13 protein-coding genes are annotated in these 15,699 nt (G+C 70.6%); 2 read left to right on the top strand and 11 right to left on the bottom strand.

Annotated elements, in window-relative coordinates; all coding sequences use genetic code 11:
• Positions 1 to 776: 776 nt before the first annotated feature.
• From ACZ6TI_RS02650 to ACZ6TI_RS02620, 7 genes are all read right to left on the bottom strand, one after another.
• On the bottom strand, positions 777 to 1,427 hold the full coding sequence (locus ACZ6TI_RS02650) for a hypothetical protein (protein WP_465343220.1): 651 nt from the start codon (positions 1,425 to 1,427) through the stop codon (positions 777 to 779).
• Positions 1,428 to 3,745: 2,318 nt separating this feature from the next.
• Positions 3,746 to 4,447 (bottom strand): LPXTG cell wall anchor domain-containing protein, encoded by a 702-nt coding sequence (locus tag ACZ6TI_RS02645; protein WP_465343219.1) that lies wholly within the window; start codon positions 4,445 to 4,447, stop codon positions 3,746 to 3,748.
• 188 nt (positions 4,448 to 4,635) lie between these two features.
• Positions 4,636 to 5,400 carry a regulatory protein RecX gene (locus tag ACZ6TI_RS02640; RefSeq protein WP_465343218.1) on the bottom strand — a complete coding sequence of 255 codons (765 nt, stop codon included), beginning with the start codon at positions 5,398 to 5,400 and terminating at the stop codon, positions 4,636 to 4,638.
• A gap of 80 nt (positions 5,401 to 5,480) precedes the next feature.
• The gene (recA, locus tag ACZ6TI_RS02635) at positions 5,481 to 6,527 is read right to left on the bottom strand and encodes a recombinase RecA (protein ID WP_465343217.1); all 1,047 of its coding nucleotides are present in this window, start codon (positions 6,525 to 6,527) and stop codon (positions 5,481 to 5,483) included.
• Positions 6,528 to 6,730: 203 nt separating this feature from the next.
• Positions 6,731 to 6,931 carry a DUF3046 domain-containing protein gene (locus ACZ6TI_RS02630; protein ID WP_465343529.1) on the bottom strand — a complete coding sequence of 67 codons (201 nt, stop codon included), beginning with the start codon at positions 6,929 to 6,931 and terminating at the stop codon, positions 6,731 to 6,733.
• A 124-nt stretch (positions 6,932 to 7,055) separates the two neighbouring features.
• A complete protein-coding gene (locus ACZ6TI_RS02625; protein WP_465343216.1) occupies positions 7,056 to 7,835 on the bottom strand; it encodes an ABC transporter permease in 780 nt (259 codons plus the stop codon).
• A complete protein-coding gene (locus ACZ6TI_RS02620; RefSeq protein ID WP_465343215.1) occupies positions 7,832 to 8,776 on the bottom strand; it encodes an ATP-binding cassette domain-containing protein in 945 nt (314 codons plus the stop codon). Before ACZ6TI_RS02620 ends, ACZ6TI_RS02625 begins: the two co-directional genes overlap by 4 nt.
• A gap of 78 nt (positions 8,777 to 8,854) precedes the next feature.
• Between ACZ6TI_RS02620 and ACZ6TI_RS02615 the strand changes: the two genes are divergently transcribed.
• On the top strand, positions 8,855 to 9,601 hold the full coding sequence (locus tag ACZ6TI_RS02615) for a TetR/AcrR family transcriptional regulator (RefSeq protein ID WP_465343214.1): 747 nt from the start codon (positions 8,855 to 8,857) through the stop codon (positions 9,599 to 9,601).
• Positions 9,602 to 9,616: 15 nt separating this feature from the next.
• Here the strand turns inward: ACZ6TI_RS02615 and ACZ6TI_RS02610 are convergent, their stop codons facing one another.
• Positions 9,617 to 10,282 carry a UdgX family uracil-DNA binding protein gene (locus tag ACZ6TI_RS02610; RefSeq protein WP_465343213.1) on the bottom strand — a complete coding sequence of 222 codons (666 nt, stop codon included), beginning with the start codon at positions 10,280 to 10,282 and terminating at the stop codon, positions 9,617 to 9,619.
• Positions 10,283 to 10,334: 52 nt separating this feature from the next.
• Complete coding sequence (locus ACZ6TI_RS02605; RefSeq protein ID WP_465343212.1) at positions 10,335 to 11,681, bottom strand: aminotransferase class I/II-fold pyridoxal phosphate-dependent enzyme; 1,347 nt, start codon at positions 11,679 to 11,681, stop codon at positions 10,335 to 10,337.
• Between the two features lie 60 nt (positions 11,682 to 11,741).
• Between ACZ6TI_RS02605 and ACZ6TI_RS02600 the strand changes: the two genes are divergently transcribed.
• Positions 11,742 to 13,100 carry a bifunctional pyridoxamine 5'-phosphate oxidase family protein/GNAT family N-acetyltransferase gene (locus ACZ6TI_RS02600; protein ID WP_465343211.1) on the top strand — a complete coding sequence of 453 codons (1,359 nt, stop codon included), beginning with the start codon at positions 11,742 to 11,744 and terminating at the stop codon, positions 13,098 to 13,100.
• Between the two features lie 34 nt (positions 13,101 to 13,134).
• On the opposite strand, the gene ACZ6TI_RS02595 is transcribed toward ACZ6TI_RS02600, so the two are convergent.
• Both ACZ6TI_RS02595 and ACZ6TI_RS02590 read right to left on the bottom strand, forming a co-directional pair.
• The gene (locus ACZ6TI_RS02595; protein WP_465343210.1) at positions 13,135 to 14,190 is read right to left on the bottom strand and encodes a hemolysin family protein; all 1,056 of its coding nucleotides are present in this window, start codon (positions 14,188 to 14,190) and stop codon (positions 13,135 to 13,137) included.
• The gene (locus ACZ6TI_RS02590) at positions 14,187 to 15,566 is read right to left on the bottom strand and encodes a hemolysin family protein (RefSeq protein WP_465343209.1); all 1,380 of its coding nucleotides are present in this window, start codon (positions 15,564 to 15,566) and stop codon (positions 14,187 to 14,189) included. The genes ACZ6TI_RS02595 and ACZ6TI_RS02590 overlap by 4 nt, the downstream gene beginning before the upstream one ends.
• Positions 15,567 to 15,699: the final 133 nt, after the last annotated feature.

The following is a 15,699-nucleotide window of genomic DNA, read 5'->3' as shown; positions in this document are numbered from 1 at the left end:
CCGGGTGACCGCCGTCCCGCCTGAGTTCGGTTCGGCCGCTCAGCCGTCCCGATCCCAACCGGGTGACCGTCCTCCCGCCTGAGTTCGGTTCGGCCGCTCAGCCGTCCCGATCCCAACCGGGTGACCGCCGTCCCGCCTGAGTTCGGTTCGGCCGCTCAGCCGTCCCGATCCCAACCGGGTGACCGTCCTCCCGCCTGAGTTCGGTTCGGCCCTCAGCCGTTCCGAGTCCGGACCGTTTCCCGTGCGGTGACCGCTTCCCCTGCCGGCGTTCGTCGTTCCGCCTCGCCATGGGCGCCTGCCGTGCCCGGGTTGACCCGGTCTGGCGAGTGCCCGTGCCGTTGGCGGTCCGACCCGACCAGCCCCGCCGCATCCCTGCGACTGTGCACTTGTCTCGTCTGCACTTGTCTTGTGTGCGCTTGTCTTGCGTGCTTGTCTTGTCCGCGCCGGGGCGCCGGAGCGCCTCGACTCACGCGGGCTGCCCGACCAGGGCAAGATGACCGCACGACTGATCGACCCTCGACGCCGGAGCGACGTCTGTGTCGATCGCGGTGTAGGAGCCACCAGCCCCCCGCGCGATCAGCGAGAGGCGTCGTTATTTGATGCTGGAATGTAATACGAACGTGGTTGTGCGTGTTGCTTGGGGTGGTCGGGCAAACGTTGTGTAACGCGAGGCTAGGTCGCGGAAGCCGGTCCGGTCAAGGACTCATGATTCGGCAGCGGATGGGACGTACGGCACAGACCCCGTACACACCCTGCTCAGGGACGTGCAGGGCATTTCAGGCGTACCGGGTCCATAGGTCGCGCATCGGCGCCCAACTCTTGCCGGCACCGGCTCCGCCGTTCCAATACGCCAGCATGTACGCCGCCGCCGGAGACTTGGTGTCGTCCCACCACATGCCGGCGATCGTCTGCCGGACGTTGTTCTCGACGACCACGTAGGCGTACTCCACGTAGCTGCCGGTGGTCCGCCCACTCGGCGTAGTCCTCTCGGCGGCCGTGGCCGCCACCCCCGGGGTGAGGGAGCGGGCGTCCACGTTCTGGCTGAGCGTCTGGACGCGGGCCTTGTCACGATCGACAACCGAGATGTACTCCACGAAGATCACGCTCATCGCACCCAGCCGGCACCGCACCCGAGCCTTCTCACCACGTTGCAGTGCAGGCCCGTTGGGGGCGCCGTTGCGCTCGCAGTTGGAGAGGCGAGGCAACCAGGCTTGTGAGAGAGGCGCGAGTGGTCCGATGAGCTTGCCCCGGTTGAGTGCGACCTGATTCTGCTCGTAGACCCCGAGCGACGGCTCTCCCGCGGCGGTCGGCTGGGTGCCCGTGGGTTGCGGAGCGGCGGCCGGGGCCGTCATGCGGCCGGCGAAGAACCCACCGGTCCCGAAGAGCACCAGACCGGCGACCAGGCCGGCCACGATCCCGAGCCACAACTTGCGCCGCTGCGGAGGGGGCGAAGGCTCGATCCGGGGGCCGGGACGGGGTGCGGCGGCCTCGAACCCGAAACGGTCGTCGGCTTCATAGCTCCCGCTGTCACCGTCACCGCTACCGCTGCCTTCACCGAAACGGTCGGCGTCAGCTCCGCCCCCGAAACGGTCACCCGAGGTGGGGGGCAAGCCGTAGTCATCGAGCCCTCTGCCCGAGGAAGCGACCGGCAGGCCGAAGCTGTCCACCGGGCCGTCGGGGACACCGGAGGTGGGCGCTCCGCCAAAGCCGCCGGTGCCGGAGGTCGGCGCGCTGCCGTAGCCGCCAGTGCCGGACGTCGGGAAGCTGCCGTAGCCGCCAGTCCCGGAGGTCGGGGCGCTGCCGTAGCCGCCAGTCCCGGAGGTCGGGGCGCCGCCATAGCCCCCAGTCCCAGACGTCGGAGCGCCGCTATAGCCCCCAGTCCCAGACGTCGGAGCGCCGCTATAGCCCCCAGTCCCAGACGTCGGAGCGCCGCTATAGCCCCCAGGGCCGGAGGTCGGAGTGCCGGGGTAACCCGCATGACCTGAGGTCGGGGAGCTGGCGTAGCCCGCGGGTCCCGAGGTGGGCGAGTCGAAGGTGCCAGGACCGCCCGACATCGGAGCTGCCCCGTAACCGCCGGCGCTCGAAGTCGGGCCGCTGCCATAGCCCCCAATGCCGGAAGTCGGCGCGCTGCCATAACCGGTGGGGCTGGGGGCGGGCGAGTCGCCATGGCCAGCAGGTCCAGACGTTGACGCTACCCCGTAGCCAGCAGACCCGGACGTCGGCGCAGCCGCCGCGCCGGAAACGGGCTCAACACCATGGCCATCAGGGCCGGACGTCGGCGCAGCCACGGGACCAGACACAGGGGCAACTCCATAACCGTTGGAACCAGACGTCGGTCGAGCTGAAGGACCAGATGCAACCTCATGGCCACCAGAACCCGGCGTGGGCGCAGCCGCCGAGCCTGAGGTCGGCACTGCGCCGTAGCCATCTGGTCCAGAGGCGGTTGCTGTTCCCGGCCTGAAGGTGGGTGCAGCCCACGAGCCGGGCTCGGACGAAGAAGTGTCAGTGGAGTCGTCGGTTTCCGACGGTGGCCAACCGCCGTTGCCAACCGCACCAGGCGTTGACGCGAAGCCGTCTCCGGCCGGGCCGGATCTGGGCGCGGGGCCCTGCGCGGCCGACGGCGATGTGGCATCGGCAGGTGTCGGACCAGGAGTGTGGGACGGGCCGTATTGGGGGCCCGCGGAGGTATCCGGTCCACCGGCCCAGGCCGGACCGTATCCGGGCGGTGCCTGCTGCGCTCCGGGATCGAATGCACTCGGCGCCGGAGCCACGTTCTCTGGCGTGGCACTGCTTGTCGGCGCCACAGTGTGGGGCGAGGCGACACTCGTTGATGCCGCGCTCTGCGGCGCCGGGTTGTGGGTGGGCGCGGAAGACCATTGCACTGGGCCGCTGGACGCCGGCAGATTCCCTGAACCTGGCCACGTGGCTGATTGATGCGCGGGGTCAGCCGCGGCGCCCTGCCACGAATCCGCGCCACTGCCCCCCGGCCGCTGCTGGACCGGTCCATCAGAGTGACCGGCCCTCGGCCGGCCCTCGCCCGGCGCGGCCCACGGATTGGACGGCTGGACCGGGATGGCGGTCGTCGGCTCGGCGGACGCAAGCCCAGGACCGGACGACTGCGCAGGAATGACAGTTGTCGGCTCGGCAGGCGCAGGCCCGGGACCGGACGGCTGCGTCGGGATGGTGGCGGTTGGCTCTGCCGGGGTGACGATGGTGGTTCGGTCGGGATCCGCCACTTGCTGATCCTGAGTGGACGGCGCGGTTTGGTGCGCTGTCGGGGACTCGGCGGGCCGGTCGGTGGGGGTTTCCTGATCGATTCCAGGCGTGATCTGCGCGGTCGGTTCGGCCTCTTCCCGGAAGGGCCCGTATCCGCGCGAAGCGCCAGGAGAATCACCGCTCACGTTGCAGCAGGTTACCAGCCAGTCGCCATTGCCGATGCCCCGTGAGATCCATCGCCGGCGATGGAGGCGCAGGTCACGACCGTGCGATCGGCATCGGAAACCGGTCGGGCAGAAACTGCTCGGCTGCCTGGTGGCAGCCGAGCAGTTCGCGTCCAGGAAACTTCGTCCCGGCTTGGTCAGCCGTGGATCCGGCAGGCGGAACACCGACCCCTGAGCCACGTCCGGGCCCGCGGCAGCGGCTCCCGTTCGCTCTGCGAGCCGGGCCCGGCGATCAGGTCCAGGCCGCCGACCGGCCCTCCGACACCGGTCGCAGCGAGGATTTGTCGAAGGGTCGGCGGTGCCGGTCAGTCCTCGGTGGGCGTCTCCTTGCGGCGGCGGCTGACCAGAACCAGGCCCACGCCACCGGCCGCGATGGCCGCGCCGACGCCGGCGATGGTGACGACGTTGGTGCCGGTGCGTGCCAGCTCAGCGCCGCCGGAGGTGCCTCCGTTGCCACCCGAACCGTCGTCGCTGTCGTTGTCACCGCTGCCGTCGTCATCGTCGGAGTCGCCGTTGCCGGCGCCCGTGCCTGAGCCGGGCGGCGTGGTCGGCGAATCACCGGGACCGTCGCTGCCACCACCACCGGGCGGATCGTCATCATCCGGCGGGTCATCGTCATCCGGCGGGTCATCGTCATCCGGCGGGTCATCGTCATCCGGCGGATCGTCATCGTCCGGCGGATCGTCATCGTCCGGCGGGTCATCATCGTCCGGCGGATCGTCATCGTCCGGCGGGTCATCATCGTCCGGCGGGTCATCATCGTCCGGCGGATCGTCGTCGTCCGGCGGATCGTCATCGTCCGGTGGCGGGTCGTTGTCGTCGTCCGGCGGGTCGGTCTCGTCGGCGGGCGGGTCCGCGAGGACCGCCGCGCCGCCCTCCGGCTCCAGAACCGCAGCGCTGGCGGTCTGAGCCCCGGCAACCGTCGCGACGCCGATGGCGCCGGCGATCAGACCGAGACGCGCGACGGCCCGCATGCCGCGACTGCGAGCGAGCTGGTTGGTGCGCATATTCCTCCCCGTGCTGTTGACCGAAGACCCGGCTATCCGCAATGGACGGCCAGATCTTCGAACAGTCAGGGAGACAATTTACCGATCGTTTGGGCGACCCGCCGTCCGTGTCGACAATGCGGACACACCGGACTATGAGCAGCTCAGAGCTGCCGCAGATAGCAGTTTCGAGCGGTGTCAGGACTCCGTCACGAAATGGTGTCGGTGGATTCGTCGGCCATCGCGTCGGCGTCAATCTGCTCCGCGAATTCGGCCGCCTCGGCATCGCGCGCGGCCAATGCGTCCTTGACCGCACGGATCGCCACACCCGCCGGATATCCCTTGCGCGCCAGCATGCCCACGAGCCGCCGGAACACCGCTTCGGGCGTGCCCGATGTGCTGCCGCGCAGCTTCCGATCGACCAGCGCCCGCGCGGCCGCCGCCTCAGCATCGTCGTCGAGCGTCTCCAGCGCTTCGGTCGCCACCTCGGCGTCGACGCCACGCTGCCGCAACTCGTTCGCCAGCGCCCGCCGAGCCAGCCCCCGCCCCTGGTGCCGGGTGGTCACCCAGGCCCGGGCGAACGCCGCATCGTCGATGATGCCGACCTCGTCATATCGGTCGAGCACCTCGGCGATCACCTCTTCGGAGATCTCCCGCCGGACCAGCACCTTTGCCAGCTCTGCCCGGGTGCGTGGTCGCACCGCGAGTTGCCGCAGGCAGATCTCCCGAGCCACTTCGGACTCACTCTTCGGCGGCTCGTCCGGCCGCCCGCCCCGGCCGCCCGCACCGGCGCCGCCCCCGGATCCGAACGAGGATGAGCGACCCCCCGGCGAGCCCCGGCGGCGACGACCGGGAACGTTGCCGCGTTCCGAATCGTCGGACCGGGGCTCGCCACCAAGGGGTTCCTCACGGGCCGGCCGCGGCGGAATGGCATCCCATCCCCGCCCCGACCGTGCCCCACGTCGTCCCGGCACGGATCAGCGCCCCGGGCCGCGACTCGATCGGCCGCGACTCGATCGGCAGGGCCCGGCCGGCACCGAGGGCGTGGCGTGCATCAGAAGTCGACCGGCGGCAGCTCGACGCCACCCGCCGCATCGCCGGTGGTCTGGCCGACGCCTAGCTTCTCCAGGATCTTCTTCTCGATCTCGGCGGCCACGTCGGGGTTCTCCTTGAGGAACTCCCGCGCCTTCTCCTTGCCCTGGCCCAGCTGGTCGCCGTCATACGTATACCAAGCGCCGGACTTGCGGATGATGCTCTGCTCGACGCCGACGTCGATCAGCGAACCCTCGCGCGAGATGCCCTTGCCATACATGATGTCGAACTCGGCCTGCTTGAACGGCGCGGCCACCTTGTTCTTCACGACCTTGACCCGGGTGCGGTTGCCGACGATGTCGGTGCCGTCCTTGAGGCTCTCGATGCGCCGCACGTCGAGACGCACGGACGAGTAGAACTTCAGCGCACGGCCACCGGTCGTCGTCTCCGGCGAACCGAACATGACGCCGATCTTTTCCCGCAGCTGGTTGATGAAGATCGCGGTCGTGCCCGAGTTGCTCAGGATGCCGGTGATCTTGCGCAGCGCCTGGCTCATCAGACGGGCCTGCAGACCGACGTGGCTGTCGCCCATCTCGCCCTCGATCTCGGCACGCGGCACCAGCGCGGCCACCGAGTCGATGACGATGACATCGAGCGCACCGGAGCGGATCAGCATGTCCGCGATCTCGAGTGCCTGCTCGCCGGTGTCCGGCTGGGAGACCAGCAGCGCGTCGGTGTCCACGCCGAGCGCCCGAGCGTATTCCGGGTCGAGGGCGTGCTCCGCGTCGATGAAGGCGGCGATGCCGCCGGCCTTCTGCGCGTTGGCCACCGCGTGCAGCGCCACAGTGGTCTTACCGCTCGACTCCGGGCCGAAGACCTCGATCACGCGACCGCGCGGCAGACCGCCGACACCCAGCGCCACGTCGAGGGCGATGGATCCGGTCGGGATGACGGAGGTCTCCACGACCGGCCGCTCGCCCAGCCGCATGACTGAGCCCTTGCCGAACTGCTTGTCGATCTGCGCCAGCGCGAGATCGAGCGCCTTGTCCCGGTCAGGTCCTGCACCCATGTCCGCCACCCCTGTATTCGCCTTATTTCCCGCACTCGACTTGGCCGATGAGCCTCTGTTCATCACGCGGCACACGCTAGGCGGTGGGTACGACAAAAACTCGATGCCCTGCCGTGGCCTGTGGATGACTTGCCGCTGTGGACGATAGCCGAACACCTGTACGACGATCTAGCGACACGCCGAACAAACGTGCTAAACGCAGGTCAGCGCAGCTTCGACGGGACTCGATCGGGGTAAGCGGCCACTACCGCACGCCAGATTGTCGCCGTTTCCTCACCCTGAGCGATCGCTTCGTTGATGGTGCGCCCGCCGAGCCCGGCGAAATTTTGATCGGCGGCCAGGCTCTTGGCATAGGCACCGCCGAATGACTCCTCGAGCCGGCCCCAGAAATCTGTCAGCCGCACGTATTGCTCCTTCACTCGCTCGACACCTCCATCGTGCCGCGCCGACGGCCGGCCGCCACACCCGACCCGGCCGGCGCCGCGCGATGTGACAGGCATCGCGCGGCGCCGGGTCAGACCGGCCGCATCAGGTCCGGAGTTTCCGATATGCCCGAGCGGACAACGGCACGAAGATCGCGGTGAGCACCAGCGGCCATCCGACGGCCAGCCACACCGCACCCTCCGCGAGCGGGCCCGAGGTGATGCCGGTCGGGTTGCCGAAGAGCTCGCGGGTCGCCGAAGCTGTTGCCGACAGCGGGTTCCACGACGCCACGGCGCCCAGCCAGCCCGGCATCGTCTCGGCCGACACGATCGCCGTGGACAGGAACCCGATCGGCCAGACCAGCACCTGCACCGCCATCGTCGCGCCCTCGCCGCGGAACGACAGCCCGACGAAGATGCCGATCCACAGCACCGCGAACCGCAGCAGGAGCAACAGCAGCACAGCCAGCGCGGCGGAGCCCGGATCACCGCTGATCCGCCAGCCGATCAGCAGGCCACCGAGGATCAGCACGAGCAACTCGACGGCCGAGTTGACCATGTCCGCCCCGACCCGGCCGAGCGCGACCGAGGCGCTGCCGATGGGCAACGAGCGGAACCGGTCGGTGATGCCGCGGCGGGCGTCGGTGGCCATCGCCGTGGCCGTCGATTCGACGCCGAACATCATGCTCAGCGCCAGCATGCCGGGCAGCAGGAACTCGATGTAGTCACCGCCGCCGGGCACCGTGATCGCGCCACCGAAGAGGAAGCCGAAGACGAGCAGCAGCATGATCGTGAACATCAGGCCGAAGATCGGCGTCCACGGTTGGCGTACCCAATGGGCCAGATCTCGCTGGGTGATCACCCAGCCGGCGCGCAACGTCGTCACCGTGCCCCACCGTCCTTCGCGGTCAGCGCGAGGAAGGCCTCGTCGAGCGTGGGCCGGCGCAGCACCAGGTCCTCCGGAACGATGCCGAGGCCGTCCATGGCCCGCACGATGTCGGCGAGCGCCACCACACCCGCACCCACCTCAAAGGTCACCGAATGCGCGTCGGTGTCGATCACCGCGGGCTCGCCGATCACCTCGGAGAGGCTGCGAGCCGGCCCGTCGAGCGGCTGCCGCCGGGGCAGCGTGACCGTGACCCGATCGCCGCCGACCTGGCGTTTCAGCTCGGCCGGGGTGCCGGTGGCGACGACCCGGCCGTGATCGAGGACGGTGATCAGAGCGGCCAATTGGTCGGCCTCATCGAGATATTGCGTGGTCAACAGCACCGTGGTGCCGCGCGCGGCGATCTCGCGGACGCTCGCCCACACCTCGTTGCGGGCGCGCGGATCCAGCCCGGCGGTGGGCTCGTCCAGGAACAGCACCGCCGGGGTCAGGATCAGCCCGGCGGCGATGTCGAGCCGCCGGCGCATGCCTCCCGAATAGGTGGACACCGCCCGCCCGGCGGCCTCGGTCAGCCCGAACGTCGCGAGCAGCTCGTCCGCCCGGACCCGGGCATCGGCGGTGCTCAGGCCGTAGAGCCGGCCGAACATCACCAGGTTTTGCCGGCCGCCGAGGATCTCGTCGACCGCCGCGTGCTGGCCCACCAGTCCGATCCGGCGGCGCACCTCGCCCGCCTGGCGGCGCACGTCGAACCCGGCGACCCGCGCGGTCCCCTCGTCGTAGTCGATCAGCGTGGCCAGGGCGCGGACCGCGGTGCTCTTGCCGGCGCCGTTCGGGCCCAGCAGTCCGTGGATGGTGCCGGCCTCGACGCTCAGGTCGAAGCCGTCGAGGGCGTTCAGGTCTCCATAGCGCTTGCGTAGTCCGTCCGCTGTCAGGGTGCTCACCCGGTGCTCCTAACTCCGTATGCCTCACGGAAATGCTGCGCGGGCTACACCGTACACCCCACGGGGTATTCTCCGCACATGGAAAAAGGAGACGTCGATCGCACTCGCGCGCTGCTCTGGCGGCGGACGCTGGGCACGCCGCAGGGCTCGCGCGGCCCGAAGCAGCGGGTCAGTGTCGACGAGGTGATCCGGGCCGGGATCGCGGTCGCCGACGAGGAGGGGCTGCCGGCTTTTTCCATGCGCAAGGTGGCCGATCGGCTGGGCCTCAAGCTGATGTCGATCTACACCTATGTCCCCGGGCGATCCGAGCTGATCGGCCTGATGGTCGACGAGGTGGTCGGCGAGTACGACCTGCCCGACCTGGCCGGGAGCCTGCGTGAGCGCATCACCACGGTCGCCTGGCAGCTCTGGGACGAGTTTCATCGGCACCCGTGGCTCCTGCAGGTGGACGAGACCCGGCCATGGATCGGACCCAACGGCTCAGACCGGTACGAATGGCAGCTGACCGCCATCGAGGGCGCCGGCTTCACCGATCTCGAGATGGACCAGGTCGTCACGTTGATCAGCGGTTTCGCCGCGGCGGCCGCGCGGAGCTCGATCGACACCCGGCGCACGGCGGAGCGATCGGGCATCTCCGACCTCGAATGGTGGGAGATCAACGCGCCCGTGCTGGACCGCGTGATGCCGGCCGGCGCATATCCGATCTCGGGCCGCGTGGGTGTCGCCGCCGGCCAGGCATACAACGCGGTCGGCGATCCCGAGCGCTCCTTCCGCTTCGGCCTCGACCGGATCATCGCCGGCCTGAAGGATCTCCTCGACCGTTGATCGCTGAGCGGCCGCTCAGCCGGCCAGCGCCCCCTGCACGATCTTGAGGTCGTCGACCAGCCCGCGGAAGGCGGCGTCGCGGTCGTCGGCCCGCAGCACCGCGGACGGGTGGATCGTGGCGAGCGCCTGAGTTTCGGTGACCGGGAAATCCTCGGGATGCTGGGCCGACGCGGGCCACGGCATGAGCTGTCCGCGCGACCGGGTGACCCGGAAGGACGGTCCGAGCAGGGCCTTTGCCGCGGTGGCGCCGAGCAGCACCACCATCTCGGGCTCGAGCAGGGCGAACTCGGCGACCAGCCACGGGCGACAGGCGGTGATGTGCGCCGGGCCCGGGGTCTGATGGATGCGCCGCTTGCCGCGAAGCTCGAACCGGAAGTGCTTGACCGCGTTGGTGATGTAAACCGACGACGGGTCGATGCCGGCCTCGTCCACCGCCTCGCGGAGCAGGCGACCGGCCGGGCCCACGAACGGGAGACCCTGCTGGTCCTCCACGTCGCCGGGCTGCTCGCCGACGAACACCACGCGAGCCTGCGGGGCGCCGCGCCCGAAGACCGTCTGAGTGGCGTTCTCGTGCAGCTCACAGCCCTCGCAGTGCGCCGCGGCCGTCTTGAGCTCGGCCAGATCGGTCGCGTGCGACGGCACCCACTTCTGTGCGCCGGGTGGCGCTTCGCTCCTCGCCATGAAGCGTTTCTACCCCACATCGGCCGAACTGATCCCGTCGCACCCGGACGATTCATCGCGACGACACTGCCGGATCGGACGGGTGGATCGCGGCGGCGACCGCGGAGGCGAGCGGCTCGATCTCGTCGTCGCGCAGGGCGCTGATCGTGATCCGGATGCCCGGCGGCGACTCGATCCGGAACAGCGACCCGGGTGCCACCGCATAGCCCGCCTCGCGGAGCGCGCCGACTGCGCTTGTCTCGTCGGGCACCCGTACCCAGACGTTGATGCCGGTGGGACCCATGGCCTCGATGTCGCGCTCCGCCAGCGCGTCGATCAGGGCCTCGCGCAGCTCTTCATATCGCTCGGCGGCGCGCCTGATGCGCGCGGTGACGCCCTCGTCGGACCACAGGCGCAGCAGCAGGCGCTGCAGGACGGTCGACACCCAGCCGCTGCCGATGCGCATGCGGCCGGCCAGCCGGGCGATCGACACCTCGTCGCCGGCCACCACCGCGATGCGCAGATCCGGGCCATAGGGCTTGGACGCCGACCGGATGAACGCCCACGAGCCGGTCACCGGACCGATGCAGTTGAGCGCGACCCCGGACAGCTCGGCGGCATGGTCGTCCTCGATCAACAGCACGCCGGGGTGCGGCTCGAGCACCGGACCGAGCTCGAACCACCGGCGGGGAGAGACGGAGGCGCCGGTCGGATTTTGCGCGCGGGTCGTGATGATCACCGCACGAGCGCCCTGCGCCAAGGCGTGGGCCAGCGAGGCCGGCAGCGGACCCTGGTCGTCGAGCGCCACCGGGATCGCGCGCAGGCCGAGCGCCGCGATCAGGTCGAACAGGTTGGCCCAGCCCGGATCCTCCACCGCGACCGCGTCGCCCGGGCTCAGATGCACGGCCAGCAGGCGCTCGATCGCGTCGAGAGTGCCGCCGGTGACGGTGATGTGCGCGTCGGCCATCGGCACCCCGTCGCGGGCCAGCCGCTCGCCGGCCGCCTCGGCCAGCGCGGGCAACACCCCGGCCCCGGCGTAACCGATCGGCGGGCCCAGCTCGAGGGCGATCTCACCCAGGTCGGGGCCGAGCGGGGGCAGCAGTGCGGTGTCGGGCTCGCCCGCCGAGAGATCCCAGACGCCGGGCGCCACCTGAACCCGCAACGCCGACCGCACGGTGGCGACCGACGGGCGGGAGCGCACCCTCGTGCCGCGCCGGCCGTGCGCCTCGATCACCCCGCGCCGGCGCAGTTCCCCATAGGCCTTCGCGACCGTCGCGGGACTCACCCGCAGCGACTCGGCCAGCGTGCGGACCGGGGGCAAGGGCGCCCCGCCCTCGAGCCGGCCCTCGCGGACGCCGGACTCGATGCTCGCGGAAATCGCTGCGGCGCTGCCGCCACTCACCTGATATTGTTCTGGCACAGCTCAGATCTTGTACTAGCACAGCAGCGTTGGCAAGTCTCTTCCTCCGAGGAGGTTCCGGTGACCGACCTCTACTCCCCCACGCCCCGCACCACCGCGACCCGCTACCGCGACCGCATGCACTACGACCGCGCCGCGGCACACGCGATTCTCGACGAGGCGTATGACTGTTCCGTCGCGTTCGTGGTCGACGGAGAGCCGCGGCTGCTGCCCACGCTTCACGTCCGGGTCGGCGACACGGTCTATCTGCACGGCTCGAGCGGCGGCCGGCTGGGGCTGATGTCCCGCGGCGCCGGCGTGCCGGTCTGCGTCTCGGTCACGCTGCTCGACGGGCTGGTCTATGCCCGGTCGCAGTTCCACCACAGCGCCAACTACCGCTCGGTGGTGGCGCACGGGCACGCGCGCCCGGTGAGTGACCCGGTGGAGAAGCGGATGGCGATGACCGCGCTGGTGGAAAAGGTGGGGCGCGGGCGGGCCGACGACACCCGCGGACCGTCGCGCAAGGAGCTGGCGGAGACCAACGTGCTCGCGCTGCCGCTGACCGAGGTCTCGGTGCGGACCCGGGCGGGCGGGGTGTCCGACGACCCGGCCGATGCCGGGCTGCCGCACTGGGCGGGGGTGCTGCCGATCCGTCGGGTGGCCGGGCCGCCGGAGCCGGACGCCGGGGTGGGCGCGGCGCCACCGGACTATCTGGCCACCGGCCGGTCGCCGTGGCACACCGCCGCCACCATGCAGGGCCGGCATGTCCGGCTGGAGCAGCTCGCTCCGTCACACGTCGCAGGCCTGTTCGATGCGCTGGGAGACGACGAGGTCTGGCGCTTCCTGACGGTCGCCCGGCCGGCGGACCACGGCGAGCTGGCCGAGATCGTCGCTGCCGCACTTCGCGCACAGTGGATCGGCGAGCGGGTGCCGTGGGTGCAGATCCATCCCGAGACCGGCGCACCGCTCGGCATGACGATGTATCACGACGTGGACGAGGCCGGGGGCGCGCTGGCCATCGGGCACACGATCCTCGGGCGTGCCTCGTGGCGCAGCGGGGTCAACACGGAGTCGAAGCTGTTGCTGCTCGAGCGGGCGTTCGACGTGCTGGGCGCGGGGCGGGTGTTCTGGTATACGGACATTCGCAACGAGCGGTCGCAGCGTGCGATCGCCCGGCTCGGAGCGAGCCGCGACGGGCTGATCCGCCGGCATCGCCTGCGGCCGGACGGGTCCTGGCGCGACACGGTGCTGTTCGCGATGACGGCGGAGGAGTGGCCGGCCGCCGCCGAGCGGCTGCGCGCCCGGCTAGCCGCCGAGCAGGACGGGCGGCACGAGCAGCCTGAGCAGGACGGGCAGCGCGGGCAGCCCGAGCAGGACGGGCAGCGCGGGCGGCACGAGCAGCCCGAGCAGGACGATCTCCGGCCCACCCAGCGGGCATGACGCCACCGGACCAACGCGCGGCCGCTCCGGGCGGTCAGCGCATGCGGCGACCGGCCGGGACCGGATCGGTCTCGTCGTCGAACTCGCCGATGACCTGCTCCAGCAGATCCTCCAGCGCCACGAAGCCGGCCCGATGACCGGCCTTCGTCACCATCGCGAGCTGGGCGCGAGCGCCCCGCATGGCGGTCACCGCGTCGGTGATCGTCACGTCGGCGGAGAGGGTGAAGGGCGGATCCATCAGTTCCGCGGCGGTCGGCGCTCGACCGGCCGTGGTGGCCCGGATCGCCTCGCGCACGTGCACCACGCCGGCCACCATGCCGTCCGGGCCGACGATGGCGAGGCGGGAGCGGCCGCTGCGGCGGGTGGCCTCTTCGATCTCCGCGGCGGAGGCCGATGGCTCAACCGTGACGAGGTGGTCATCCGGGATGAGCACGTCGCCGACGGTCTTCTCCTGCAGCCGCAGCATGCTGGTGAGCAGGGCGGTCTGCTCGGCACCGATCAGGCCTTCGGCCTCCGACCGTTCGAGCAGGATGTTCATCTCCTGCGGACCGTGCGCCTGCGCGAGCTGGTCCTGCGAGTGCACGCCAAAGATCTTGAGGACCGCATTGGCCATCGCGTTCAGGGCGTTGAGGCCGGGGCGCACCATCCGGGTGAAGGCCCGGAACGGCAGGGCCAGCAGGGTGGCCGAGCGTTCCGGATGGGTGATGGCCCACGACTTGGGCATCATCTCGCCGATCACCAGGTGCAAGAACGTGACGATGACCAGGGCGATCAAGAACGCGATGACGTGGCTCGGCACCTCCGGCAGGCCGATCGCGGTGAACAGCGGGCTGAACAGGTGCTCCAGCGCCGGTTCGGCGAGCGCGCCGAGACCCAGCGAGCAGAGCGTGATGCCGAGCTGAGCGCCGGCCAGCATGATGGAGAGTTCGCGGGTGCCGTCCAGGGCGGCGCGCGCCGCGCGGCTGCCGTCGGCGGCCATGTGCTCGAGCCGGTAACGCTTGCTCGCCACCAGGGCGAACTCGGCGGCCACGAAGAACGCGTTGCCCGCGAGCAGCAGCGATGAGATCAGAATCGCCCAGGTGGTGCTCACGCGTTCACCTCGCCGGGGTCGTCTTCGGGGCCGGACGCGGGCCGGCCGCCGATGACAGCCGGCGAGACGCGCACGGTGCCGGGCACGTGGCGGTCCACCGAGAGCACCCGCAGGGTCAGCGGTGTCGCGTCGTCGTCCAGGCTGCGTGGCGCTTCGACCGTCACCTCGTCGCCGACCTGCGGCACCCGGCCGAGGCGGGTCATGACCAGGCCGGACATGGTGTCGTAGAACGGATCCTCGGGCAGCGACACCCCGGTGGCCTCGACCACCTCGTCGATGCGCCAGCGGCCGGGCACGACCCAGGAGCCGTCGTCCTGGCGGACCGGCGCGGGCTCGGGCAGGTCGTCCTCGTCACGGATCGGGCCGACCAACTCCTCGGCGATGTCCTCGAGGGTGATGATGCCGGCGAAGCCGCCATACTCGTCGACCACGCAGGCCAGCTGGCGATGACCGGCGCGCATCCGATCGAGCACCGCCGGCAGGCGCAGCGACGCGGGCACCATCAGCGGCGGGATGGCCATTTCGGCGACCGACGCCCCGGCGCGCTCGGCGGTGGGGAGGTTGAGCACGTCGGTGATGCCCACGACGCCGACGATCTCGTCCACGCCCTGCTCGGAGCGCACCGGGAAACGCGACCGGCCGGTGTCCAGCAGTTCGACGACACGGGTCAGCGGGTCGCCCTCGCGCACGGTCACCACGTCCACCCGCGGCACCATGACCTCGGCCGCGGTCCGGCGGCGGAAGTCGAGACCGCGGTCGAGCAGCGCGGAGAGCTCCGGGTCGAGGTGCCCCTCGGCGCGCGACTCCGCGATGATCTGCTCGAGATCCTCCTCGGTCGCGCCCTCGGGCAGTTCCTCGATCGGCTCGATGCCGATGCGGCGCAGCAGTTTGGCCGCGGCCAGGTCGAAGAGCCGGATGATCGGGCCGAAGATCTTCAGGTACATCAGCGTGGACCGGGCCAACGCCTTGCTCAGGCTTTCGGCGCGGGCGATGGCCAGGTTCTTCGGCGCGAGCTCGCCGAGCACCATCTGCACCACCGTGGCGATGAGCAGCGCGAGGAAGATCGAGAGCGGGGTGCTGACCGTGTCCGGCACGCCGGCCACGCCGAGCAGGTCGGCCAGGCCGTCGCCGATGAACGGCTCGGCCACGTAACCGACCACCAGCGCGGTGACCGTGATGCCCAGCTGCGCGCCGGACAGCACGAAGGAGAGCCGTTCGGTGACCTTGAGGGCACGTGCGGCGGCCTCGTCACCCTGCTCCGCCTCGCGACGGAGCTTGCCGCGGTCGACCGCGACGTAACCGAACTCCTGAGCCACGAAATAGCCGGTGAGGCCGGTGATCACGAGCACCAGCAGAAAGCCGGCCAGGATCAGCACGACGACCTCATGGGACGGGCCCGCTCAGTGGTCGCGGCAAGGCGGTCGGGGGCCGGAAGACTGGAACGCCGGGCCGAGCCCGGCTGGATACTGCCGATCACCCTGGGAAAACTAACAGGAATCCCTGGACGTC

The sequence above is a fragment of the Actinoplanes sp. NPDC051388 genome, from assembly GCF_055586225.1.
Note: the sequence above shows the minus strand (reverse complement) of the source record. Positions and strands in the feature narration are given on the sequence as shown.